Source organism: Nitrosospira sp. NpAV (genome assembly GCF_000832065.1).
Classification (GTDB): Bacteria; Pseudomonadota; Gammaproteobacteria; order Burkholderiales; family Nitrosomonadaceae; genus Nitrosospira.
Window position 1 is genome coordinate 218593 of record NZ_JXQM01000008.1, and the last position, 24144, is coordinate 242736.

The 24144-nt window shown below is 54.0% G+C and carries 23 protein-coding genes; 15 read left to right on the forward strand and 8 right to left on the reverse strand.

Going from position 1 to position 24144, the window contains the following annotated elements:
• The first annotated feature begins 45 nt into the window (after window positions 1-45).
• From tsaE to SQ11_RS06830, 6 genes are all read left to right on the forward strand, one after another.
• Window positions 46-516, forward strand: a complete 471-nt coding sequence (gene tsaE / locus SQ11_RS06805) for a tRNA (adenosine(37)-N6)-threonylcarbamoyltransferase complex ATPase subunit type 1 TsaE (protein WP_041513480.1) — start codon at window positions 46-48, stop codon at window positions 514-516.
• Window positions 474-1820, forward strand: coding sequence for an N-acetylmuramoyl-L-alanine amidase (locus SQ11_RS06810; RefSeq protein WP_084226765.1), 1347 nt, complete (start codon window positions 474-476; stop codon window positions 1818-1820). Before tsaE ends, SQ11_RS06810 begins: the two co-directional genes overlap by 43 nt.
• A gap of 237 nt (window positions 1821-2057) precedes the next feature.
• The gene (locus SQ11_RS06815) at window positions 2058-3275 is read left to right on the forward strand and encodes an efflux RND transporter periplasmic adaptor subunit (RefSeq protein WP_041513391.1); all 1218 of its coding nucleotides are present in this window, start codon (window positions 2058-2060) and stop codon (window positions 3273-3275) included.
• Window positions 3276-3281: 6 nt separating this feature from the next.
• Entirely contained in the window at window positions 3282-3974 is a 693-nt protein-coding gene (locus SQ11_RS06820; protein WP_041513392.1) for an ABC transporter ATP-binding protein, read from the forward strand.
• An 80-nt stretch (window positions 3975-4054) separates the two neighbouring features.
• The gene (locus SQ11_RS06825) at window positions 4055-5212 is read left to right on the forward strand and encodes an FtsX-like permease family protein (RefSeq protein WP_041513481.1); all 1158 of its coding nucleotides are present in this window, start codon (window positions 4055-4057) and stop codon (window positions 5210-5212) included.
• A gap of 3 nt (window positions 5213-5215) precedes the next feature.
• A complete protein-coding gene (locus SQ11_RS06830) occupies window positions 5216-6382 on the forward strand; it encodes an ABC transporter permease (RefSeq protein ID WP_041513393.1) in 1167 nt (388 codons plus the stop codon).
• A 53-nt stretch (window positions 6383-6435) separates the two neighbouring features.
• Here the strand turns inward: SQ11_RS06830 and SQ11_RS06835 are convergent, their stop codons facing one another.
• Window positions 6436-6975, reverse strand: a complete 540-nt coding sequence (locus SQ11_RS06835) for an NUDIX hydrolase (protein ID WP_041513394.1) — start codon at window positions 6973-6975, stop codon at window positions 6436-6438.
• Window positions 6972-8180, reverse strand: a complete 1209-nt coding sequence (locus SQ11_RS06840; protein WP_306463965.1) for a GNAT family N-acetyltransferase — start codon at window positions 8178-8180, stop codon at window positions 6972-6974. Before SQ11_RS06840 ends, SQ11_RS06835 begins: the two co-directional genes overlap by 4 nt.
• 198 nt (window positions 8181-8378) lie before the next feature.
• On the opposite strand from SQ11_RS06840, the gene SQ11_RS06845 reads away from it, so the two are divergent.
• The 6 genes from SQ11_RS06845 (at window position 8379) to SQ11_RS06870 (ending at window position 15840) form a co-directional block, all read left to right on the forward strand.
• Complete coding sequence (locus SQ11_RS06845) at window positions 8379-9995, forward strand: NAD+ synthase (RefSeq protein ID WP_041513395.1); 1617 nt, start codon at window positions 8379-8381, stop codon at window positions 9993-9995.
• A 315-nt stretch (window positions 9996-10310) separates the two neighbouring features.
• Window positions 10311-10649: a P-II family nitrogen regulator gene (locus SQ11_RS06850; protein ID WP_041513396.1), complete on the forward strand. Its 339-nt coding sequence runs from the start codon at window positions 10311-10313 to the stop codon at window positions 10647-10649.
• A 193-nt stretch (window positions 10650-10842) separates the two neighbouring features.
• Window positions 10843-12552, forward strand: coding sequence for a M48 family metalloprotease (locus tag SQ11_RS06855; RefSeq protein ID WP_041513397.1), 1710 nt, complete (start codon window positions 10843-10845; stop codon window positions 12550-12552).
• 182 nt (window positions 12553-12734) lie between these two features.
• A complete protein-coding gene (locus SQ11_RS06860; protein WP_041513398.1) occupies window positions 12735-13883 on the forward strand; it encodes an efflux RND transporter periplasmic adaptor subunit in 1149 nt (382 codons plus the stop codon).
• Entirely contained in the window at window positions 13883-14620 is a 738-nt protein-coding gene (locus SQ11_RS06865) for an ABC transporter ATP-binding protein (RefSeq protein WP_041513399.1), read from the forward strand. The genes SQ11_RS06860 and SQ11_RS06865 overlap by 1 nt, the downstream gene beginning before the upstream one ends.
• Complete coding sequence (locus tag SQ11_RS06870) at window positions 14617-15840, forward strand: ABC transporter permease (protein WP_041513400.1); 1224 nt, start codon at window positions 14617-14619, stop codon at window positions 15838-15840. The genes SQ11_RS06865 and SQ11_RS06870 overlap by 4 nt, the downstream gene beginning before the upstream one ends.
• Window positions 15841-15930: 90 nt before the next feature.
• Here SQ11_RS06870 and SQ11_RS17220 read toward each other — a convergent pair whose 3' ends face one another.
• Window positions 15931-16245 carry a hypothetical protein gene (locus SQ11_RS17220; RefSeq protein WP_156972428.1) on the reverse strand — a complete coding sequence of 105 codons (315 nt, stop codon included), beginning with the start codon at window positions 16243-16245 and terminating at the stop codon, window positions 15931-15933.
• Between the two features lie 288 nt (window positions 16246-16533).
• Window positions 16534-17445, reverse strand: coding sequence for a LysR family transcriptional regulator (locus SQ11_RS06880; RefSeq protein ID WP_041513402.1), 912 nt, complete (start codon window positions 17443-17445; stop codon window positions 16534-16536).
• A 106-nt stretch (window positions 17446-17551) separates the two neighbouring features.
• Here SQ11_RS06880 and SQ11_RS06885 point away from each other — a divergent pair, with 106 nt between their 5' ends.
• Together SQ11_RS06885 and SQ11_RS06890 are read left to right on the forward strand one after the other, a co-directional pair.
• A complete protein-coding gene (locus tag SQ11_RS06885) occupies window positions 17552-17782 on the forward strand; it encodes a hypothetical protein (protein ID WP_052494038.1) in 231 nt (76 codons plus the stop codon).
• A gap of 117 nt (window positions 17783-17899) precedes the next feature.
• Window positions 17900-18499 (forward strand): FMN-dependent NADH-azoreductase, encoded by a 600-nt coding sequence (locus tag SQ11_RS06890; protein ID WP_041513403.1) that lies wholly within the window; start codon window positions 17900-17902, stop codon window positions 18497-18499.
• Window positions 18500-18736: 237 nt separating this feature from the next.
• Here the strand turns inward: SQ11_RS06890 and SQ11_RS06895 are convergent, their stop codons facing one another.
• Entirely contained in the window at window positions 18737-18976 is a 240-nt protein-coding gene (locus SQ11_RS06895; protein WP_041513404.1) for a hypothetical protein, read from the reverse strand.
• 236 nt (window positions 18977-19212) lie between these two features.
• Here SQ11_RS06895 and SQ11_RS06900 point away from each other — a divergent pair, with 236 nt between their 5' ends.
• Window positions 19213-19593 carry a hypothetical protein gene (locus tag SQ11_RS06900; protein ID WP_156972429.1) on the forward strand — a complete coding sequence of 127 codons (381 nt, stop codon included), beginning with the start codon at window positions 19213-19215 and terminating at the stop codon, window positions 19591-19593.
• Window positions 19594-19864: 271 nt separating this feature from the next.
• Here the strand turns inward: SQ11_RS06900 and glmS are convergent, their stop codons facing one another.
• From glmS to SQ11_RS06915, 3 genes are all read right to left on the reverse strand, one after another.
• The gene (gene glmS, locus SQ11_RS06905) at window positions 19865-21709 is read right to left on the reverse strand and encodes a glutamine--fructose-6-phosphate transaminase (isomerizing) (protein WP_041513406.1); all 1845 of its coding nucleotides are present in this window, start codon (window positions 21707-21709) and stop codon (window positions 19865-19867) included.
• 66 nt (window positions 21710-21775) lie between these two features.
• Entirely contained in the window at window positions 21776-23155 is a 1380-nt protein-coding gene (gene glmU / locus SQ11_RS06910) for a bifunctional UDP-N-acetylglucosamine diphosphorylase/glucosamine-1-phosphate N-acetyltransferase GlmU (RefSeq protein WP_041513407.1), read from the reverse strand.
• A 521-nt stretch (window positions 23156-23676) separates the two neighbouring features.
• The gene (locus SQ11_RS06915) at window positions 23677-24096 is read right to left on the reverse strand and encodes a F0F1 ATP synthase subunit epsilon (protein ID WP_041513408.1); all 420 of its coding nucleotides are present in this window, start codon (window positions 24094-24096) and stop codon (window positions 23677-23679) included.
• Window positions 24097-24144: the final 48 nt, after the last annotated feature.

Sequence of the window (24144 nt, forward strand, 5' to 3'; positions counted from 1 at the left end):
TTGCATAGCCCCCATCATACCGATTCCGCCGCCAGACATCACGTTATGCGCAATCTTGATGAAGAAAACGCAACACTGGCGTTCGGCGCAGAAATCGCAGCCGTATTGCATCCGGGTCTTATCATTTTCCTGAGCGGCAATCTCGGCGCCGGCAAAACCACGTTGGCGCGAGGGATCTTGCGCGGCCTGGGTTATCAAGGAAAAGTAAAAAGTCCCACCTATAATTTAGTTGAACTTTACAAAATTTCTAGGTTATACTTCTATCACTTTGATTTCTATCGTTTCAATGACCCAACAGAGTGGGAAGAAGCGGGTTTCCGCGAATATTTCAACGAGGAGTCGATCTGCCTGGTGGAATGGCCCGAAAAAGCAAGCGGACTATTGCCCACAGCGGATTTGCAGTTTCTTATCCAGATTACCGGAACGGATCATCGCCGCGTCGAAATTCAGGCGCATACGGAGGCGGGCAGGCAGTGTTTAAAACATTGGCAAACCCTAAGGATTCTCAGGCAATAGCCTATTGCCACCCTCTTTCTGTTTCTCCGGCATTCGCCACGTTTTGGTTGATGGCGGTCCTTCTGCTATTGCTGCTCAGCAATACTGTTCTTGCGGCTACCCTGGTCAACTCCGTCCGTGTCTGGCCGGCACCGGAATATACGCGCCTCACACTGGAATCCGCGTTGCCCATCCAGTATTCGCTCAGTATGGTAAAAGATCCGGATCGCGTGGTAATTGACCTGGAACAGGTCAGGCTCAACCCGGAACTTGAAAGCTTGCCGGGCAAAATAGATGTCACCGATCCTTATATACGAGCCGTGCGCATCGGCCGTTTCAAACCGACCGTATTGCGCCTGGTACTGGACCTGAAAACCGAGGCCATACCGCAAGCATTTGTCCTCAAACCGGTCGGCACTTACGGCTATCGACTCGTGCTGGACATTTACCCCGCTATCCCGCCCGATCCGCTCATGGCGTTACTGAATGAGAATACCACAGCAATGTTACAACCTGACATTGATGCCGACAACGGAGCGAACGTAAAGACAAACAGCAAACCCGCAAAAAATAACGTGGCCGTCAAAAAGAACAAACCGGAAACGATACGGCTTATCACAGTCGCCATCGACCCCGGGCACGGCGGCGAAGATCCCGGCGCAATAAGCCGCGGTGGCACTCACGAGAAAGATATCACCTTGGCGATTGCCAAAAAGCTTAAAGCCAAGATTGATAAAGAGCCCAACATGCGGGCCGCGCTGACACGGGAAGGCGATTATTTCATATCGCTGCCGATGCGTCTTGTAAAAGCACGGCAATTGAATGCCGATCTGTTCGTATCGGTGCATGCGGATGCTTTCATCAAACCCCATGCGCGCGGCTCGTCTGTTTTCGCGCTGTCCGAGCGTGGGGCAACTTCCGCGGCTGCCCGTTGGCTTGCAAAAAAAGAAAATGAGGCGGACTTGATCGGAGGAGTCAATCTGGGTATCAAGGATCCTTATCTCAAACAAACTCTGCTGGATCTGTCACAAACAGCCACTATCAATGACAGCCTCAGGCTCGGCCGGGAAGTACTCTCGGAAATCGGCGACATAAACCATCTGCATAAAAGCGAGGTGGAACAGGCCGGCTTCGCCGTACTCAAGTCTCCCGATATTCCGTCCATCCTGGTGGAAACCGCTTTCATCAGCAATCCAGACGAAGAACGTAAATTGAAAGATGCCGCCTACCAGGACAAACTGGCCGACGCCATGCTTGCCGGCATCAAACGTTATTTCGCCAACAATCCTCCCCTTGCACGTTCAAGAATGGTATTTCTGGAATAATTTTTTATTTTCATCCACCCACTACCGGCGTCTCCCTTCCTGACAAAGTTTCGGGTATCTCTGCAAAGCTCCATCGCACTTATTGCCAACCGGGTTGGCAAAATCGATTATCACAAGCCGTACTAAGCTAAGATAACCAAGGGGGCCGCAGCGTGGATCCCGAGCAATCAGAAGTTGCCTAGCCGTGGCATTGCTTCTACGCCATAATCACGTGATTGAATCATTCAGGACGTTGTTGTGGCCAACGAGGATTTATCCAGATTAAAGATCGACCGGAGCGATACCGCCAGCCCGGCTGGCCACAGGAAACGCCCCCGCCTCATTTCGGTGCTTGCGATCATCGCGGCGCTGAGTCTTCTCATAATCTTCTACTTTCATACCGGCACCGGGGTGGAGGTGGAGTCCGGCACAGTCACCACTGCCTATCCCTCACAATCTTTCACACTGCTCAATGCCACCGGCTATGTCGTTGCACAGCGTAAAGCGGCAGTCGCATCAAAGGCTACGGGACGAGTCGAGTGGCTGGGTGTGACGGAAGGCAGCCGCGTGACGGAAGGCGAAATTATCGCCCGGCTGGAAAATATGGATGTCAGCGCCACGATGGAGCAAGCCGCGGCCAACGTCAGGGTAGCCAAGGCAAACTTGCAGCACGGGCAGGCAGAGCTAATCGATGCCGAGGCGGCGTTCAACCGTAATGGCGAGCTGCTCGCCAAGGGGTTTATTTCGCAATTCGCCCATGACATCGCAACCGCCCGCTTTCGCAAAGCCCAGGCCGCTGTCCTGGGTTATCAGGCATCTGTTGGCGTGGCCGAGGCAAACCATCGCGCCGCTCGGATAGCGGTGGAACAAACACTGATCCGCGCGCCGTTCGATGGGGTAGTGCTGACAAAAAGCGCCAATGTCGGTGACGTGATAACACCCTTCTCATCCGCGCTCGACGCCAAAGGCGCGGTAGTGACGATAGCCGACATGAATACACTGGAGGTGGAAGCCGACGTATCCGAATCCAATTTACCTAAAGTGAAGCTTGAGCAGCCCTGTGAAATCCAGCTGGATGCCATGCCTGACGTAAGATTGCGCGGGGTAGTGCAACGCATCGTGCCGACAGTTGACAGGGCGAAAGCCACAGTGGTGGTTAAAATTCGGTTCATCGACCGCGACCCGGACATTCTGCCGGAGATGAGCGCAAAAATTGCCTTTCTGGAAAAAGAAATGGCGGCGGAGCAGCGCGCCGCGCGCACGGTGATTCAGCCCGATGCCATCATTCAGCGCAGCGGGAAAAATGTGGTATTCATCATGAAAGATGAAAAAGCAGTGGAAACACCTATCGAAACCGGCGAGAAAATTGGCGATATGATCGAAGTTCTGAAGGGCCCCAAGGCGGGTGACAAAGTCATACTGCGCCCCGGCGATGGACTCGACAATGGCGATAAGGTTAAAACGGTGGCGAAGTAAAGACGCATGGAAAATCTTTCGGAGCCCATCGTCCAGATAAGACAGCTCACCAAAAGCTATCATCGCGGCGAGCAATTGGTGCCGGTACTGACGAATATCTCCTTCGATATTTTTTCCGGCGAATTCATTGCCTTGATGGGGCCTTCCGGCTCCGGTAAGAGCACCCTGCTCAACCTGATTGCCGGGATCGACAAGCCCGACAGCGGCTCATTGAAGGTAAGCGGAATAGACATTGCCACGCTTTCCGAAGCGGATCTGGCGGACTGGCGCGCAGCCAATGTTGGTTTCATATTCCAGTTCTACAATCTGATGCCGGTGCTGACCGCATTTGAGAATGTTGAATTGCCGTTGCTGTTAACACGGCTTTCGCGCAACCAGCGGCGGGAACGCGTAGAACTGGCGCTGTCAATGGTGGGACTGACTGACCGAATGGAGCATTATCCTTCGGAGCTTTCCGGGGGTCAGCAACAACGCGTGGCGATTGCTCGCGCGTTCATTACAGACCCCGTCATACTGGTAGCGGACGAGCCTACCGGAGATCTCGATCGTGCCTCGGCGAACGACATTCTTGCAATGCTGGAGCGCCTTAACAGCGAAATGGGCAAAACCATCATCATGGTGACACACGATCCGCACGCGGCCAAGTCAGCCCATTCAATTCGCCATTTGGAGAAAGGAGAGCTGGATGTAACGAATTGATGGAATGGCGAATATTTTACCTGGCTTTTCTTCCAGGCTTCTCCTCCATTATCCGCAGGGTATCCGGAGAATTTGCAAAAATGCATTTCCTGAAGCTCATTCTGAGAAATACGTTGCGCCACAAACTGCGCACCGGGCTGACCGTGCTGGGCCTGATGGTGGCAATACTTGCTTTTGGACTATTGCGCACGGTTGTGGATGCCTGGTACGCGGGTGCGGAAGGCGCTTCATCAGCGCGGCTGGTGACACGGAATGCGATCTCGCTGGTATTTCCCCTACCCATCAATTACCAGGAACGTATTCGCAGAATTCAGGGTGTTACGGCAATTTCCCATGCAAGCTGGTTCGGCGGTGTTTACGTTACGCCAAAGAACTTTTTTCCACAGTTCGCCGTCGATGCGAAAACCTATTTTAATCTTTATCCAGAGTACCTCATTCCGCCAGCTGAATTGAAGGCATTCCTCACCGACCGCAAAGGCTGCGTGATTGGCCGCAAGCTGGCGAGCACGTATGGGTTCAAGATCGGCGATACCATTCCTCTGCGCGGCACGATTTATCCGGGCTCATGGAGCTTCACGGTACGCGCCATTTATGATGGCGCGGAGGCGGGAACCGATACTTCTCAGTTTTTCTTTCACTGGGACTATCTCAATGAAACCATGAAAAAAGCGGTTGCCCGCAGAACCGATTGGATCGGTGTTTACGTGATCGAGATCTCAGACCCCGACAGGGCCGCGGAAATATCGACCGAGGTCGACGCAATGTTCAGAAATTCTCTTGCCGAGACCCTTACCGAAACAGAAAAAGCTTTTCAACTGGGATTTGTTTCCATGACCGAAGCGATTGTGGTGGCGATACGCATCGTTTCGTTCCTGGTGATTTTCATTATCCTGGCGGTCATGGCGAACACCATGGCAATGACGGCGCGCGAGCGCATCGCCGAATACGCCACTCTCAAGGCGCTGGGTTTCGGCCCGCGCTTTCTCGCCGGGTTGATTTATGGCGAATCCCTCGCGATTGCGCTGGCTGGCGCAATGACAGGCATTTTGCTCACCTTTCCTGTCGCTGACAGGTTCAGCGAACAGGTCGGCACACTGTTTCCGGTATTTGGGGTCTCGCTGGAGACTGTCTATATGCAAGCCGCCGCCGCAATCGCGGTAGGCCTTGCGGCGGCAATACTACCCGCTTACCGCGCGGCCCGGGTATCCATTGTGGAAGGGCTGAGGAGCATCGGATAGCTTATGTCAGTTCCCCTTTCCTATATCTGGCGTAACCTCGCTGCCCGCAAGCTGACTACCCTGCTCACTGCGGGCGGCATGGCACTGGTGGTGTTTGTATTCGCGACGGTACTCATGCTGGAAGAAGGTCTCAGAAAAACACTGGTGGAAACCGGCTCCCCCGACAATGTGGTTATCACGCGCCGTTCCGCCGGAACTGAAGTACAAAGCGTCATTGATCGCGACCAGGCCGCCATCGTGGAAAATCAGCCGGAAGTCGCCTACAGCGCAAACGGTTTGCGGCTGGCATCAAAAGAAACGATCGTGTTGATTTCTCTCGCCAAGCGCAACTCCGATAAAGCGTCCAATGTATTGATTCGCGGCGTGGGGCAAAAAGGCATCGAGCTGCGCCCACAAGTGGAAATCGCCGAGGGACGTATGTTTCGTCCCGGTTCAACGGAAATTATTGCCGGTAAGAGCGTGGCCGAACGTTACAAAGGTGCCGGTGTCGGCGAAACACTGCGTTTCGGGCAGCGTGAATGGACGGTGGTCGGTATCATGGACGCAGGTAAGACCGGTTTCGATTCTGAAATATGGGGCGATGTGGATCAGTTGATGCAGGCATTTCGCAGGCCGGTCTATTCTTCGGTAATATTGAAGCTGAACGATCCCGCGGTATTTCCTCAACTCAAGATCCGCATTGAGAATGATCCGCGCCTGACTCTGGAAGTCAAACAGGAAAGTGTCTTCTACGCCGAGCAATCGCAATTGCTGGCAAATTTCATTCGCTATCTGGGAATGATACTGTCGATCATCTTCTCCATCGGCGCGATTATCGGCGCGATGATCACCATGTATGCTTCCGTCGCCAACCGTGCTACGGAAATTGGTACTTTGCGCGCGCTGGGATTCCGCCGAAAGAATATTCTGGCCGCTTTTCTCATGGAAGCATTGATGCTTGGGGCGGCAGGGGGCGTGGTTGGACTGGTATTAGCCTCATTCATGCAACTTTTCACCATTTCCACCATGAATTGGCAATCGTTTTCCGAACTCGCGTTCAGCTTTACCCTGAATGGTGCGATTATCATCAAGTCGTTTGCATTTGCACTTATCATGGGAGTCACCGGCGGCTTTCTTCCCGCCGCACGGGCCGCGCGCCTCAATATCGTGGATTCGCTGCGGGCGGCGTAATGGTGCCGGTCAGGGCGATTTGCATGCCCTGTGCATTTCTGCGGCACGGTGAATCATTTGCGCAGCTCTTCTATGGTACCCATATGAAAACCCAGTTTCCCTTGCTGGCGTTCTTCAAAGTAACGTTTCAGCGGCTCGTGAATGACACGAAACGCCAACGTATCCCAGGGAATGTCCGCTTCCTCAAAAAGCTGGACATCCAGGCTTTCGATACCGGGTTTAAAATCTAGATCCAGCAAGCGTGCACGAAACAGAACATGCACCTGATTGATATGGGGAATATTATAAATGGCGTACAGATCCCCCATTTCCACCCGCGCATTGGCTTCCTCCAGCGTTTCGCGTGCGGCACCCTGGACCAGTGTTTCGGCATTTTCCATGAAACCTGAAGGCACAGTCCATAAACCGTGGCGCGGCTCAATGGCGCGCCGGCATAGCAATATCCTGTCCTCCCACTCGGGTATGCAGCCCACCACTATCTTCGGATTCTGATAGTGGACAATGCCGCATGCAGGGCAAACATAACGCGGCAAGTTGTCGCCTTCGGGAACGCGCAACTCCACCGGCGTGCCACAATTACTACAGAATTTCATTTCTCTTTCATTTCTTTCTTAAAGGGCGAGCTCTCATTCAGCTCATCCAGATAATGATTGATATCCTGGGCCTCACGCTTCAAGTAATTCCCGATGGCGGCGGCGAATTCGGGATGCGCAAGCCAGTGCGCCGACCAGACGCGAACGGGAAGGAAGCCACGCGCAAGCTTATGCTCTCCCTGCGCGCCACCTTCAAACAACGCGATACGATGGGCAATGCAGAATTCGATGGCCTGATAATAGCAGGTCTCGAAATGCAGTCCAGGAACAAACTCCATCGTGCCCCAGTACCGCCCATACAGCGTGCGAGAGTTATGCAGATTCAGGGCGGCGGCAACGGGCTGGCCGTCGCGCAATGCCAGAATCAGCAATACATTTTCCGGCATGCTTTTGCCGAGCCGCAAAAAGAATTCCAGATTGAGGTAAGGCATGGAATGGTGATCGCGGTAAGTTTTATTGTAGCAGTTGACAAAAAAACGCCAGTGGTCGCAATTTGCATCATAACCGGACAGCCACTGAAAACGAATCCCTTCAGCATGAACCCTGCGCCGCTCCTGTCGGATTTTCTTGCGTTTGCCATGACTCAACTCCCCCAGAAAAGCTTCGAAATCTTCATAGCCGCCAACCTCTCGATTCTTCCAGTGGAACTGGATACCGTGCCGTAACGTCATCCCTGCCATCTCCATTTCGCGCGCCTCATCCTCTCGCGGGAACAGGCAATGGAACGATGACATACCTGTTTCCGCGGTTTTGCCTTTGGCCATTTTCAATGCGGCCGAAACCAGCAAGGCGCGATGCTCCGCAGTTTCCGCCAGCAGACGCCGTCCGGTGACAGGGCTGAAAGGTACTGCACTCAGCAACTTGGGGTAATACGCATGGCCACAACGTCGATAGGCATCTGCCCACGCCCAGTCGAATACATACTCCCCATAGGAGTGGCTTTTCAAATAAAGCGGCAACGCGCCGCGTAGGGTGTTTCTTTCCCACAACGTGACAAATCGCGGCAGCCAACCGGTTTTCCCTGATACGCATCCGGTATCATGCATGGCGGAAAGAAATTCATATCGCAGGAATGGATCGTCCCCGGCAAGCGCGTTCCATGCCTTCACCGGAATACCATCAAGCGTATCAATTATTTTAATTTCAAACGCTGAAATCATGCGGGAATTGTCGCGCTTGCTCTCATTGCGCGCAAGACTATGCAAGATGGTGCATTCTGTTATTATTTGGTGATTGTTAATGCAAAGAAATTGCCAGTACCGAGATAGAGATAGCAAAAATCATCCTGATCACGAAGCTCGCCATGCGCATTTTATAGATCGAAAGCGCCAGCGTAACCCGATCTCCCTGCCCATCAACGCAGAGATATTGCAAATTAAGTCCATCCCCTCCTCTCCCCAGCCATGAAGCTCGCCATTGCCCAGATTAATTGTACGGTCGGCGACCTTGGCGGGAATCTCCGCAAAATCCTGGATTATACCCACCAGGCTAGAAGTGCCGGAGCCGGTTTGGTTGTCACGCCCGAGTTGGCACTCTCAGGCTATCCGCCGGAAGATCTGCTACTGCGCAACGGTTTCCGGCTGGCATGCGAAAAGGCCCTTTCCGAATTGGCCCAAGAAATAAAAGACTTAACGCTACTGGTGGGGCATCCCCATCTCGCGGACGGTAAACTCTATAATGCGGCTTCAGTGATACGCGACGGCAAAATTATCGCCACCTATCACAAGAATCTGCTCCCCAATGACTCTGTATTCGATGAGCGGCGTTATTTCGAGCCAGGTTCCGATTCCTGCCTGTTTGAACTGGAAGGAATAAGATTCGGCGTCAATATTTGTCAGGATATCTGGCAAGAAAATACAGCTAGCCGCGCCAGGAAAGCGGGAGCCGATGTGCTGATAGTGCTGAATGCATCTCCTTATCATATGCGCAAGCAAACCCTGCGCCACCAGATTGTGCGTCAACGCATCGGTGAAACAGGAATGCCCATGATTTATACCAATCTGGTAGGCGCACAGGATGAACTGATATTCGACGGTGCATCATTCGCAATGAATGGCAGAGGCGATCTGACGCATCAATTCAATGAGTTCACGGAAACCCTCGGCCTGATCGAATTGCAAAACGGCAGCCCCATGCCCGGAAAAATCGCACCCTCGCAAACACTGGAAGCAACCGTTTATCAAGGATTGTGTCTTGGCCTCAAGGATTATGTGGGGAAGAATGGCATACCGGGAGTGTTGCTGGGACTTTCCGGCGGCGTCGATTCTGCACTCACGCTGGCGATCGCGGTGGATGCACTGGGTGCCGGCAAAGTGGAAGCGGTCATGATGCCGTCACCGTTTACCGCGGATATCAGCCTACAGGATGCGCGCATGATGGCGGAGATATTGAAGGTGCGTTACAGCGAACTTTCCATCCGACCGGTATTTGACAAATTCCTGGATACGCTGGCCACACAAATCCCGAAGCCGTCCGGTCATAATCAGCCGGATACCACTGAGGAGAATCTGCAAGCGCGCATACGCGGCAACTTGCTGATGGCGTTATCCAACAAATACGGCTCCATTGTGCTTACGACCGGCAACAAATCAGAAATAGCCGTAGGCTACTGTACGCTTTATGGCGATATGGCGGGGGGCTTCTCGGTGCTGAAGGATATCACCAAGACCATGGTGTACCGGCTTTGCCACTACCGCAACACGCTGGGAAGTGTCATCCCGGAACGCGTCATCAGCCGCCCGCCTTCGGCCGAGTTGCGACCCGGCCAGACCGATCAGGACAGCCTGCCGCCTTACGACGTCCTCGACGGCATCGTCGAAGCGTATATGGAACGCGACTTGTCGTTGCGGGAAATTCTAAACATGAAGTATGCCGAGGCCGACGTGCGGCGGGTGGTGCAGCTTATCCGCCTGAATGAGTACAAACGCCGCCAGAGCCCCCCGGGCATTCGAATCACGCAGCGAGGTTTCGGCAAGGATTGGCGCTATCCGATCACGTCAAAATATCGAGACGAATTTTAACCCGGATGTTTCATAAATTCGCGTGATGATCGCGCAGGATTTTGGTTTGTAGGGGGGTTTTGTGAAAGAGTGGCGTAGTTATTCATACGCCCGACTGAACAAAATTTTCATACGAAACAAAAGACCGGCGAGGACGCGCGTCAATTTATGAAACATCCGGGTTAATAGCTAATCAACAATCAAGATTTAACATTCCATAACCTCGTATAATCAACTCGGCGAAGAGCCAAACGTATACCGCTGACTGCGACCGTAATTTGATAAAAAACACATCCGACCAAGATAAGCAGGCTAACGCATCATGGAAAATGCATAATGAAAAAAATTGAGGCTATTATCAAACCCTTCAAGCTCGATGAAGTATGTGAAGCACTCAATGAAGTCGGCGTGAGCGGATTGACCATCACTGAAGTCAAGGGATTCGGCAGGCAAAAAGGTCATACCGAACTCTATCGGGGCGCGGAATATGTAGTGGATTTTCTGCCGAAGATAAAAATCGAAATAGTGGTGCCGGAAGCACTGGTGGACAGCATTATCGAAACCATCGTAAACGTCGCCCGCACCGGCAAGATCGGCGACGGCAAGATTTTCGTCACCAGCATAGAACAGGTGGTGAGAATCCGTACCGGCGAGATAGGAGAGACAGCAATTTAGCATAGGGGAACCAGCCTATACGAGTGCCGCCCGTCCGCCAGACTATGGAAGCATGGTACTGGTCGTCTGGTCCCCGCGTTAACCGCCCTCCCTGCTTAAGCTGCGGTTCTGCACTCCCCGCACTGTCCCATCCATTGCCTATCGAGCGCCAAGACATATTGGAACTTCGCCCGCATACGGTTATCTTATCCTCATGAAATTTCGCTATTTAGTGGCGGCTTTACCTCTATTGTTCCCCACCAATATTGTTGCCGCGGGACTGCCCGATCTCGGTGACGCATCCCAGGTTACTTTCTCGCCGGCAGACGAGCGGGAACTTGGATTGCGGATCATGTCCGAAATTCGGGCTGACCCCAGTTATCTTGACGATGCCGAAGTCGCCGAATATCTGACCCATCTTGGAACCCGTTTGCTTCTGAATTCACGCGAGACGCGCCCCGATCAGGAGTTTGAATTCTTTGCGGTGAAAGATCCGATGATCAATGCGTTTGCACTGCCCGGCGGCTTTATGGGCTTCAATACCGGCCTTATACTTACCGCGCAAAGTGAATCGGAGCTGGCTGGCGTTATGGCGCATGAAATCGCGCATGTTACCCAGAAACACCTCGCACGCATCATTGCCGGACAGCGATACAGCATTCTAACTTCTCTGGCGGCAATGGCATTGGCGGTTCTGGCTTCGCGCACAAATCCACAGGCGGCGCAAGCCGTTCTGATTGGCTCGCAGGCGCACCAAATTCAGTCGCAACTGAATTTCACGCGGGATCATGAAAAAGAGGCCGATCGTATCGGGCTGAATATACTGATTAGTGCTGGCCTTGATCCGCGCGGCATGTCGGAATTCTTCGAGCGTTTGCAAAAGGCCGGACGATTCCGTGAAAACGGCGCACCCTCATATCTACGCACCCACCCGATTACTTATGAGCGAATCGCGGATATCGATAACCGCACGCACAGTCTGCCTTACCGCCAGGTTCCCGATAGCCTGGATTTCCTGTTGGTACGAGCCAAGCTGCGGGCCACTATGGATACTCCCGGCGATGCGGTGGAATACTTTGACTCTGCTTTGCGGGAGAAGCGCTATGCCAGTGAAGCTGTGGAGCGCTACGGACTGATCAATGCCTTGCTGCGGAGCCACAAGTTCGTACGGGCGGACAAAGAATTGGTGCAACTGTATGACAACTTGCAGGCTGAGGCGGATGAGGCGCTGGAAAACCACTCCCTGAGCGCGGCTCCCCAGAGCATATATAAGACCCCGCTATCGAGCGACGTGATCGAAATGCTGGCGGAACGTGCCCGGCTTGCCATAGGGGAGCCGGTGGAAACACTCAACATTTACAAAGCCGCGCCACGAATATACCGGCCGCGACATTCCTCAAACAACAATTACATCGGAACGGATAAAACGCTGGAAAACCATCACCTCGGTGCAACAATCCGAATTACGCGTAAAACACCGCGGCCAAGCGCCATGATCGAAACCCTCGCGGCACGCGTTAAACTTGCCATGGGCCAAACCGCGGAAGCGTTCGATATTTATGAAGCCGCGCTACGAATATATCCACAGCACCGGGCATTAATCTATGACTATGCTGATGCACTGCTTCGCAATACTGGCGCTGATGCGGCGCTAACGTTTGTTAACCGGCAATTGCAATATACGCCCAACGACATACGCCTTTACCAGCTGCAGGCACAAAGCTACGGCGCGCTCGGGGATATGATGATGCAGCACCGCGCGCAGGCGGAAATCTATACGCGCCAAGGCAAGGTCGATGCCGCCATCGAACAGCTGCAGATCGCGTTGAAAGGTGACGATGGCGATTTCTACCAGAAATCCAGCGTGGAGGCGCGCCTCAAGGAATTGCGCACACTGGCCGAAGCGAAAAAAAAGGAGAAATAAGTACGGGCCAATCCATTCTCGTTTTGCGGCACGATCGCAGGTAATCCATTACGCGGCTTTTCGGGCCACCCGAGGGCCGGCGTCCCAATAGATTATCCGGATGATTTCTAAATGCCGCGCACTCGGGTAACATTCGGCTTTCATTTTTTCCCACCCTGGTAGCGGACATTCCCGAGATACGCATGGCATTTATCCCCCGCAGCAGGTTGCTCATACTCATCGTGGCATTGCTATCAGTCTTGATTGGCTTTTGGTACTGGCAAACGAAACCCGACTCCAGGCAGGAACGCTACAAAACCCAGGTTGTCGACCGCGGCGACATCGTACAAAATATTTCCGCTAACGGCACCCTCAACCCCGTTGTGCTGGTCAATGTCGGCACCCAGGTCTCGGGCACGGTATACAAGCTCTATGCGGACTTCAACGATGCGGTAGAGGAGGGGCAGATACTGGTTGAGCTTGATCCCTCGCTATTCCAGGCCCAGTTGCATCAGTCGGAAGCCAATGTGGTAAACGCCCGCACCGCATTGAAGCTGGCCAACAACAAAATGGCCCGTAACCGCGCCCTGGTGGAACAGGGCTTTATTTCTCCCGATGCGCTGGAAGCGGTCGAACAAACACTCGAAGGCGCCCGCGCCCAGCTTGCGGTAAGCGAGGCGCAGCTTGCGCGCGATCGTACCAATCTCAACTACAGCGTGATCCGCTCGCCCATTTCCGGCGTAGTCATCGCGCGTAACGTGGATATCGGCCAGACGGTGGCGGCAAGCTTTCAGACACCCACCCTATTCCAAATTGCCAAGGATCTGCGCCAGATGCAGATCGACACCAGTGTGGCAGAGGCGGACATCGGCCAGCTGCATCTTGGCCAAGTGGTCAACTTTACCGTCGATGCCTTTCAGGAGCGAGAGTTCACCGGCACGGTAAAACAGGTGCGCCTCAACCCCACCATTCAGCAAAATGTGGTGTCATACAATGTGGTGGTAGCGGTGGCCAATGACGAAGGGGTATTGCTCCCCGGCATGACCGCCAACGTCCACTTCACCGTCAATCAGAAAAAAGATGTCCTGCGGGTTCCCAATGCGGCTTTGCGCTATAAGCCAGCCGAGAACGACTCGGATTCCGGGACGGCGACCGCCAGGCAACCGGGCAAGCAAATGGTTTACCGGCTGGAAGAAGGCAAAGCCGTCCCCGTCAACATCAAAACCGGCGTTGCCGATAACAGTTTTACCGAAGTCATGGAAGATGCAATCAAGCAAGGCGATAAACTGATCATTCGCGAAACCGCCGACAAGGACAAATCCGCCAGTAAACTCAAATTCAGAATGTTCTGATGATTCCGCAACGCCATGTTTCCGGTGACCCGCTGCTCAAGGTCGAGAATCTTAGCAAGACTTACAGCCTGGATAGCGGTGTCAAAGGGGGGGGAACGGTCAATAGCCAGGTACTTTTTGACGTGAACCTGACGATCGAGCGAGGAGAGTTCGTCGCCATCATGGGACATTCCGGGTCGGGCAAATCCACGCTGATGAATATACTTGGCTGTCTGGATACGCCTACCAGCGGCCATTATTGGCTCGATGGACGGGATATCGCGTCGCTTTCGGACGATGAACTCGCGCGCGTGCGTAATCGCAACATCGGTTTTGTATTTCAGGGTTTCAACCTGCTTAAACGCATGACGGCGTTGGATAACGTCGCCACCCCGCTGCTCTATGCTGGCGCGACCCGTTCGGAAAGCCGCAAGCGCGCGCTGGAACTCTTGCGTCAGACCGGGTTGGGAAACTTTGCGGCGTATCAGCCCAACCAGCTTTCCGGTGGACAGCAGCAGCGTGTGGCCATCAGCCGCGCGCTGGTCAACAACCCGCAGCTCATCCTTGCGGATGAACCCACCGGCAATCTCGACACCCAGACCAGCCGAGAAATCATGGCGATTTTTGAGCAACTCAACCGCGAGCAGGGCATTACGATTGTACTTGTCACGCACGAAGACGACATTGCCGCCTGCACCCGGCGATTGGTTCGCCTGCAGGATGGACGCGTTGTGCATGATGGCAGGGTACCCACATGAGCCTACTCGCAATCATCGGCGAAGCACTGCGAGCGCTACGGCTCAACCGCCTGCGCACCGGCCTGACCATGCTCGGCATGATCATAGGTGTGGCAGCGGTCGTATTGATGCTCGCGGTGGGTCAAGGCGCGCAAACCACGGTGAATCAGGCCATCAGCTCGATGGGCAGCAATCTTTTCATCGTCGTACCCGGCGCCACCTCTTCAGGCGCACTGCGGTCCGCCGCAGGCAGCGTGCAAACCCTGACGATGGGCGATGCGCTAGCCATCGCCCATCTGCCTTCGATCAAGGCGACGGCGCCGCTCATCACCGGTACGGCGCAACTCAATTATGGCGCGAATAACTGGAGTACCTCGGTTACGGGCGTTACGCCGGATTATTTCAATGTGCGCGACTGGCCTGCAGAAAGCGGTGCGTTATTTACCGAGGTTGATCTGCGTTCCGCCACACGGGTGGTCATTCTAGGTCAAATAACCGCCCGGAATCTTTTTGGCGACGAGGATCCAACGGGCAAGACTATCCGCATCAAAAACAGTCCTTTCGTGGTCGCGGGCGTCCTCGCACCCAAAGGTCAAAGCCTGGACGGGCGCGACCAGGACGATGCCGCGTTTATCCCCATTACCACCGGACAGAGTCAGATATTCGGCAACCAGTTTCCCGGAACGATACGGTTTCTAATGGTGCAAGGCCGCTCGGACGAAGTGATGGATGAAGCCGAAACCGAAATCAACCAGTTGCTACGCCAGCGCCATCGCCTTGCCGAGGGGACGGAAAACGATTTCACCGTGCGTAACATGGCCGCCCTCGCCGCCGTCGCAACGGGCGCGGCCAAGGTCATGTCCATCATGCTGGGCTCCATTGCCTCCATATCATTGCTGGTGGGCGGCATCGGCATCATGAATATCATGCTGGTATCGGTAACCGAGCGTACCCGCGAAATCGGCATCCGCATGGCCATCGGCGCCAACCGCCGCGCCATCCTCACTCAATTTCTGCTGGAGGCGCTGGTCATCTGCATCATGGGCGGGCTTATCGGAGTCGCCATCGGCATCGGCGGTGCCTGGGCCGTGAGCCGGGCCACGGATATGGTGGTGGTGATCACGTTCGGCATGGTCGCCCTGGCGTTTGCTTTTGCCTCAGCAGTGGGGATATTTTTCGGGTTTTATCCCGCGAAAAAGGCGGCGGCGTTGAAGCCGGTAGAGGCGCTGCGGTATGAATAACGGCCAAAGTTGAGACGCCAGCCTCTTATGGAGCATCTGCTGTGACAATTATTGTGATAGCTTGATGACTCCTTTTCGAGAGAAATATTTTTAATTCTTGAATTGATTAGCACGGGCATTGGCACGTCCCTCACTGCCATGCTGACCGGCTGCGTCATCAGCCCGATTTAATCCGGGCATCCCCCTCTCTCGAGACCGTTCAGCCCGATGAGCATCGTCCTGCCTGCCTTGACTCTGACTTTGCGCTTCCCCATACCCCCCCAGCTGCGCTCCACCATGATTCCCCATCTGTCCTCCCCCATAATCCCCGCCATGCCCTCCTCCATGCCCCCCTTCAGCCAAGACGCAGGTGGAAACTAGGAATACGGCTCCTGTTACAAACGCTGACATTGTTTTGTTCATCATCGTTTCCTTATGATTATGAGTGGCTGACAGCGACTCAATGTGCCGCCGCTTTAGCAGGTTATTAAAAGGATAGAGATTTCAATCTTCATCTTTTATTAACAGTACACTCAACAAATCAATATATCAATGCAATTGTTCGGTAGCTGAAATTCGCGTTTCTTGATAGCAGTTGCTTCGCTTTCCTGAATGTGGGAATCGGCATCGGCGGTACCTGGGTCGTGGATCGGACGGCGCATATCGTTTGGGATAGTCGCGCTGGCATTCGTCTTCGCCTCCACGGTGGGAATATCATGAGGATGATTCTTTGGATGCACATTCCTCTTCCACCGATTTCCGGATGATCTCCGCCAGATGCCTTACGCCAGGGCCGGCAAAGTCCGGATTGGCTAGAACCAGGTAGAGCGGCACCTCCCGCGTTCCCCCTTCCCGCAATGGAAGGGGCCGGAGTATGCCTGTCCTCAGCTCCTCGCGAATATGGTCCTCTGGCAGCCAGGCAAAGCCGTATCCCATGGAGACCGCCTGGATCGACGTGGCGATCTGGCCCACCGTCCAACGCTGATCCACCTCAACGCTCACCGCGCGCCGATCCCGCTTGATACCGGAGTCCCGTACTACCAGATGGCGATGCGCCCGCAGATCCCGATACGTCAATTCCCTGCCGTGATGATGCAGGGGATGATCCGCATGCGCCACTGCAGTCAATCGTATCCGCATTAATAGATCACCCAGGAATCCGGGCGGCAGCTGCGGCGAAATCGCCAGATCCGTCTCCCCCTTGAGCAAGGCATCGGAAGCGCCGCCAATCACCGATTCGAGCAATTCGACCCGCGTACGGGGACTCTCCTGGCCGAAATGCTCCAGACACGTCAATAACAAGCGCGAGGGAAAGAGGATTTCAGCCGCGATGTGTATGACCGCTTCCCAGCCAGCCGACAATTTGTGAGCGGCCCGTTCCAGATCCACTGCCTCATCCATTAGCGCCAACGCACGCCGGTAGAGCATTTGACCTGTGGGCGTGAGAATCGCCTTGCGTCCCTGAATCTCAAACGCTTTTACGCCCAGCATGGATTCTATTTTTTGTACCGCATAAGTAACGGCGGACTGGCTTTTAAACAGCATTTCAGCTGCCTGGGCGTAACCGCCGGCGTCCACCACCGCAATCAATGACCGCCATTGTTCCAGAGTAATATGAACCGCCATCTACAATCCATCTAATAAATAGATAAATATCACCAGATTATTGTACTTTTTTATCCAATTTATAAGGAGTTAAATATTACTTCCCACATAAAAGGAGGAAAACATCATGAAACGCTTTGCCATTTTGATCCTCGCCGCAGTCTTTTCCATCCCGGCGCTTGCCGCATCGGAGACCGATATTATCAAGGCGATCCATGCCTACCCCTACCTCTCCTATAGCTATCTGGGCTACTCAGCGCAACTGAGCCGCGTCGATAAGACGTCCGACACGGTCATCGTTGATTTTCAAGCGTTTCTCCGTCGCGTGGGCGCAACCTCCAGCAACCAGGATCAATAATCTGAGCCGCCACCACACAACCTATCCAATAAATAGATAATTAATGCCACATTATTGTACTTTTTTATTTGATTGATAAGAAGTTAAATAGCATTACCTAATTCAAGGAGCAATACCATGAGAGCCCTGCAAATAAATTCAAGTATCTTTTCTTCCGGCGGCCAATCCAGTCAACTCGCAGATCAGTTTGTCGCAGCATTGCGGGCAAGTGAACCGGATACGCATATAGTGGTTCGCGATCTCGCCGATAACCCGTTACCTCATCTGGACGCTCAGCGGGTTCTGGCCTTCTTCGCGAAACCCGACATGCGGACCCCCGAACAACAGGCCTTTGTCGACGAATCGAATGCGCTGATCGCAGAGATTCAGCACGCGCAAGTTATCGTTTTTGGTCTGCCTATGTACAATTTCGGCATCCCCTCGACGCTGAAGGCCTACTTTGATCAAATTGCCCGCGCCGGTGTGACCTTCCGCTATACCGCAAACGGACCCGAAGGGTTGCTAACCGGCAAAAAGGCTTACATCTTTGCCGCGCGGGGCGGACTCTATGCAGGTACGCCGCTGGATAGCCAAACTGGCTACGTGCGCGATTTTCTTGCTTTTCTGGGGATTACCGATGTCGAGTTCATCTATGCCGAAGGACTCAACATGGGAGAGACGGTCAAGGAAACCGCGCTGGTCCAGGCCAAGCAGCGTCTTGCCGAACTGGCGGTGTAACCACGAATAGCATCGGCTATCATACCTTGACGCCATCGGCCTTCACTGGCACATGGCGTCGCGCTCGATAATGGGGCGGAAATGTCCCAGATCGGCCCAGCTTGGGATGCTCGGCCAGTTTAGCCGCCGCACCGCTGAAAAGCTCATCCATGCGGGCGGCGACAGACAGATTATCGGGCGCAATGTGATCCCATATGTTCGCGCGATCTTACTGTGCCCCCGGTGTCCAGATGATCCTTACACACCTTTCGTTGCATTAGCGCGTCGTGCGGCGATCCAGCTCAATTTCATCATTCGATTGCCCTTGGCCGGTACCATTGATAACCGGACAAACTCAACTTCGCAGTGAAGAAACTTGTCATGCTCCCGCACTTCACGCTGACGTTGCACAAACTCGCGCAGCACCTGAGATACAGGCCGATGAGCAGCCTCTGCTTCTTCCATGAACTTGGCATGCAACTCAGGTTCCAGCTTCATTGGAAAACAGCGGCTTTTGACATGAACAAGGTACCTATTTCAAGTAATGACTTAGTATATGCATTATCATTACATTCTTATCGCGTGTTTTAAAGCGCGAATCGTGTCCTCACCTCTACAGAAAGATAAAAATGCGGATTGATGATCGGAATAGGTTGTGCGGCTACGTAAAGCCGGTCCTGGGAATGATTATGCTTATGTCATCATGCATAAACGAAGCTTCGGATCTTTCGACGATGCTGGGAAATGCAAAGCGTGTTTCCGGCAGATGGGTTGGAACCTATGAATGCTTTCAGGGGGAAGTTGCGGCCACCTTGACACTCACCGGCCACAAAAATGGAACAGTCGAAGGTAATTTTTCGTTCTATCCAACGTCATCGAATCCCAATACGCCGGCCGGCCGTTTCATGGTCACGGGTTCTTATTATATCGACCATTCCCTGATCCTGGGCAGCGGGGCATGGGTAGAGCAGCCCGATGGTTACATACCCGTCAGCCTGAAAGGAAAAGTCAATGCGGAATTTGATACATTCACCGGAACCGTGCCTGAGTGCTTCAATGCCAACTTCATTTTAAAAAGAGCGCCAGGAATACATTATGACCCGTCTCTTAATTAGAAAAATCTGATTCGCGTAAAAAACAATACGTCAAGATAGAGTGGCCGGCATCTGTTTGGGTTTAGATTTGTATCCACATACCAGTCTTCTACCAAAGTCTGGCCGTATTGGTCGGCAAAGGCCTGCGGTTGACCTGCAAACAACTTAGTAAGCATTTTGGCGACATATGAGCGCCTCCTGCGGCAGGAACTCTCCTCCTCTGGCCTAGCCTGTTTTTTTCTGATCTCAGGCCCTATTTCTAGCCTCGGCACTTCATCAGATTAAGCCTTCGTTACTCTACGGTCACCGACTTTGCCAGATTCCGCGGTTTATCCACATCGGTGCCTTTTTGCAGCGCAACATGATAGGCCAGCAATTGCAGCGGAATGGTATGAAGAATGGGACTGAGCGACCCGGCATGTTCCGCCAGGCGAATGATATGCACGCCTTCGCTCTCCTGGATGTGGGAATCGGCATCGGCGAAAACGTAGAGTTCGCCGCCGCGCGCACGGACTTCCTGTAGATTGGATTTGAGTTTTTCCAGCAACGCATCGTTAGGTGCAATCGCTACTACCGGCATGTCCTTGTCCACCAGCGCGAGCGGGCCGTGCTTCAATTCTCCGGCGGCGTAGGCTTCGGCGTGGATGTAGGAAATCTCCTTGAGCTTGAGCGCGCCTTCCATGGCAATGGGATAATGCACACCGCGCCCGAGAAACAAGGCGTGACGTTTTTGGGCGAAGCCCTCGGCCCAGACCTTGACCTGCGGCTCCACTTGCAGTGCAAGCTGCAAGGCCACCGGCAGGTGCCGCAGCGCGGCGATGATCTCGCGCTCGCCCTCGCCGGAAAGCTTGCCGCGCAATTTCGCCAACGTCATTGCGAGCAGCATCAGCGCCGCCAATTGGGTGGTGAATGCCTTGGTGGAGGCGACGCCGATCTCCGGCCCGGCGCGAGTGAGAAAGCGCAGATCGGCCTGCCGCACAAGGGCGCTTTCCGCCACGTTGCAGATGGCGAGACTGTGGCGATGCCCCAGTGAACGGGCGTAGCTGAGCGCGGCCAGCGTATCCGCTGTCTCTCCCGACTGGGAAATCCCCACTACCAGCGCACTGGGGCTGGCGACCGGTTCACGGTAGCGGTATTCGCTGGCAATCTCGACATTGCAGGTCAGACCGGCTAAGGTTTCCAGCCAGTAGCGCGCCACCAGGCCCGCGTGGTAGCTGGTTCCGCAGGCGAGTATCAGTATGCTATCGGTGGTTTTGAAGATATCTTCCGCCTCGCTGCCAAATAGCCTCGGGGAAATGGATTGAGCGTTGAGCACCATTTCCAGCGTATTCGCCACCACGCCCGGCTGCTCGAATATTTCCTTCTGCATGAAATGGGCGTACGGACCCATATCCACCGCCTCGTTGGTCAGTTCGCTTTCATGGATAGGGCGGATTACTTCCTTGCGTGCACCGTCATGAAGGCTGACGATCCGGTAGCTGTCGCGGCGCAGTTCGGCCACGTCGCCTTCCTCCAGATAAATCATGTGCTTCGTCACCTGCAACAAGGCGGAAGCGTCGGAGGCGGCATAGTTGCCGGATTCGCTCAATCCCAATAACAGCGGCGCACCATTGCGGGAAACGACGATACGCTCAGGATGCGCTTCTTCCATCACGGCGATGGCGTAGGCGCCTTGCAATTCGCCCACCGAACGGCATACTGCTTCGAAAAGATCGGAGGTCTCCCTCAGGTTGTACGTGATGAGGTGGGCGATAACTTCCGTGTCGGTGTCGGAAGTGAATTGAAATCCCGCAGCCTGCAATCGTTGGCGCAGGGGTTCATGATTCTCGATGATGCCATTGTGCACGACCGCTACTTTTGAAATTTCACCGGAAAAATGCGGGTGGGCGTTGCGCTCGGACGGTGCGCCGTGCGTCGCCCAACGGGTGTGCGCAATACCAATCTCGCCGTGAAAATCCTGTTCGTCCGCAAGCTTGCTCAGTTCGGCAACCCGCCCAGTGGTACGCAATCGATGCAATCCGCCGTTCATCAGCGCAAGCCCGGCGGAATCGTAACCCCGGTATTCGAGACGGCGCAAGCCTTCCAGCAGGGCCGGGACAATGTTATTTCTGGCTACCGCACCGACTATTCCGCACATTGATCGATTTCCTCTCTGTTTCGTTCGGGGGACTTACAAGGGTGAGAAAGCTTGCCACTTCATATTTCATTTCTCGCCCTTCGGTTTCTTAACCGGCCGCTTCCATCCATCGATGCTCATTTGTCTGGCGCGTGACAGGGTCAATGTTTCCGCCGGCGTATCCTTGGTAATGGTCGAACCCGCGCCAATGGTCGAGCCTTGCGCCACTCTCACCGGCGCCACCAGCTGCGTGTCGGAACCGACAAAAACGTCGTCCTCGATGATGGTCTGGTACTTATTGGCACCGTCGTAGTTGCAGGTAATCGTTCCGGCGCCGATGTTGACATTCTTGCCCACCACGGAGTCGCCGATGTAGCTTAGATGATTCGCCTTGCTGCCGGCCGCGACGGAGCTATTTTTGACTTCGACGAAATTGCCGATATGCACTTCGCTGGCGAGCTTGGTTCCGGGACGGATACGGGCATAGGGACCAATGCGGCAATTCTTTCCGATTTCGGCGGATTCGATCAGGCTGAAGGGGGCAATCGCCGCTCCCGCAGCGACTTTTACATTCTTTAATATGCTGTGAGCGCCCACTTTCACGCCGTCGTCCAACTGTACATGACCCTCGAAAATGCAGTTGATATCTATTTCAACGTCCCGGCCGCAGATAAGTTGACCGCGGATATCAATACGAGCCATATCGGCCAGGGTTACCCCCTGATCCAGCAGCTTTTTTGCACACTCATTCTGGTGGATACGCTCCAGCGCCGCCAGTTGCGTCTTACTGTTGACGCCAATCGTTTCCCAGGCATGGGCTGGCTGGGCCGCTTCCACCTTCACGCCATCCTTGACTGCCATTGCTACGATATCGGTGAGGTAATACTCTTTTTGCGCATTGTTGTTTTCCAGCTTGTGCAGCCAGCCGTGCAGATATCGATTTGGAATCACCATGATGCCGGTATTGATCTCGCGGATCTGCCGCTGGGAGCTGCTTGCATCCTTCTCTTCGACGATGGCGGCGATGGCGTGCCCTTCATCCCGCACGATTCTGCCGTAGCCCGCAGGGTCAGCCAGCTCAACCGTCAGCAGGGCCAGATTTTTCTCCCCCGCCATTGCAATCAGTCCCTTCAGGGTTTCGATGCTGGTCAGCGGCACATCGCCATACAGCACGAGCGTCATGCCGGTATTGTCCAGATGCGGCAGCGCTTGCATCAGCGCATGGCCAGTACCCAGCTGCGGCGACTGTTGCACCCAGATAAGGCTCTCATCACCGATCGCTTTGGGCACAGCTTCGCCGCCATGCCCATAGACCACGCAAATGCTCTGCGGCGATAATGCGCGGGCAGTATCGAGCACATGTCCGAGCAAGGGCTTTCCAGCCAGCGGATGTAAAACCTTAGGCAGTGCCGAGTGCATGCGCTTGCCGAGTCCGGCAGCAAGAATGACGATATTTAGCTTGGACATTTAATGAAGAACGGTCAGGAATCCCTGCTGCAAGCAGCAGGCGTTACTCTTTTGCGTATAGGCCGCAGACGATAAGCAGACCAGGGATGATGCTATTGATCCAGCGAGCAAACAGTATAAAAATCATCCCGCTGAAAGCCGGCATCCAATGGGATACAAACCGCATTATGTTGATTTGAGCCGGATTCCGAGTCAAGCCCGGAATGACGAGCTCATCGTATTTTCTCAGTGGACAAACTACAAACGTTTCGGTCCCGGAAAAGATGACGTTAATTTAACACATTGTGCGCTCAAAATCCAAGTACTGGCGTCTTTTACGTGAATGCATTCCACTCCGCACCACTTTTCACGTGGATATACCGCATGGGAAGACTCCGATCACAACCACGTTTTGGCGATCATCCAATTTACACGAATTCTGTTTCAATGCCATGACAGCAGCCAGCTTTTCCCAACATCCGGGGTTTATTCCACGAATAAAAAAGGCGGCTATCGCCGCCTTTGCATCCGCACACATTAGATCAATGCCCGCGTTTTCTCAGCTTCTGGATGGCTGCTAATTGTGCGATAGCCTCACTCAGTTCGGCCTGGGCTCGCGCATAATCCATGGAAGAAGAACGATCCCTCATGGCATCTTCTGCGCGCTTCTTGGCTTCCATGGCTTTCGCCTCGTCGAGATTCGCGCCGCGCACCGCAGTGTCGGCAAGAATGGTTACGACGTCTGGCTGTATTTCCAGCATGCCGCCAGAAACGTATACAAGCTCTTCTTCCTTCAGCGGCGCCTTGATGCGTACCGATCCGGGCTTGATTCGGGTCAGCATGGGCGTATGTTGCGGGTAAATACCCACTTCCCCCGCTTCCGCCGGAGCCACCAGGAACTCGGCAGGGCCGGAGTAGATCGACTCCTCCGCACTGACAATATCGACGTGGAATACACCCATCTTTCTTTCCATTACCAATTGATTGGCTTACTTGATTTAAGAAGCCAG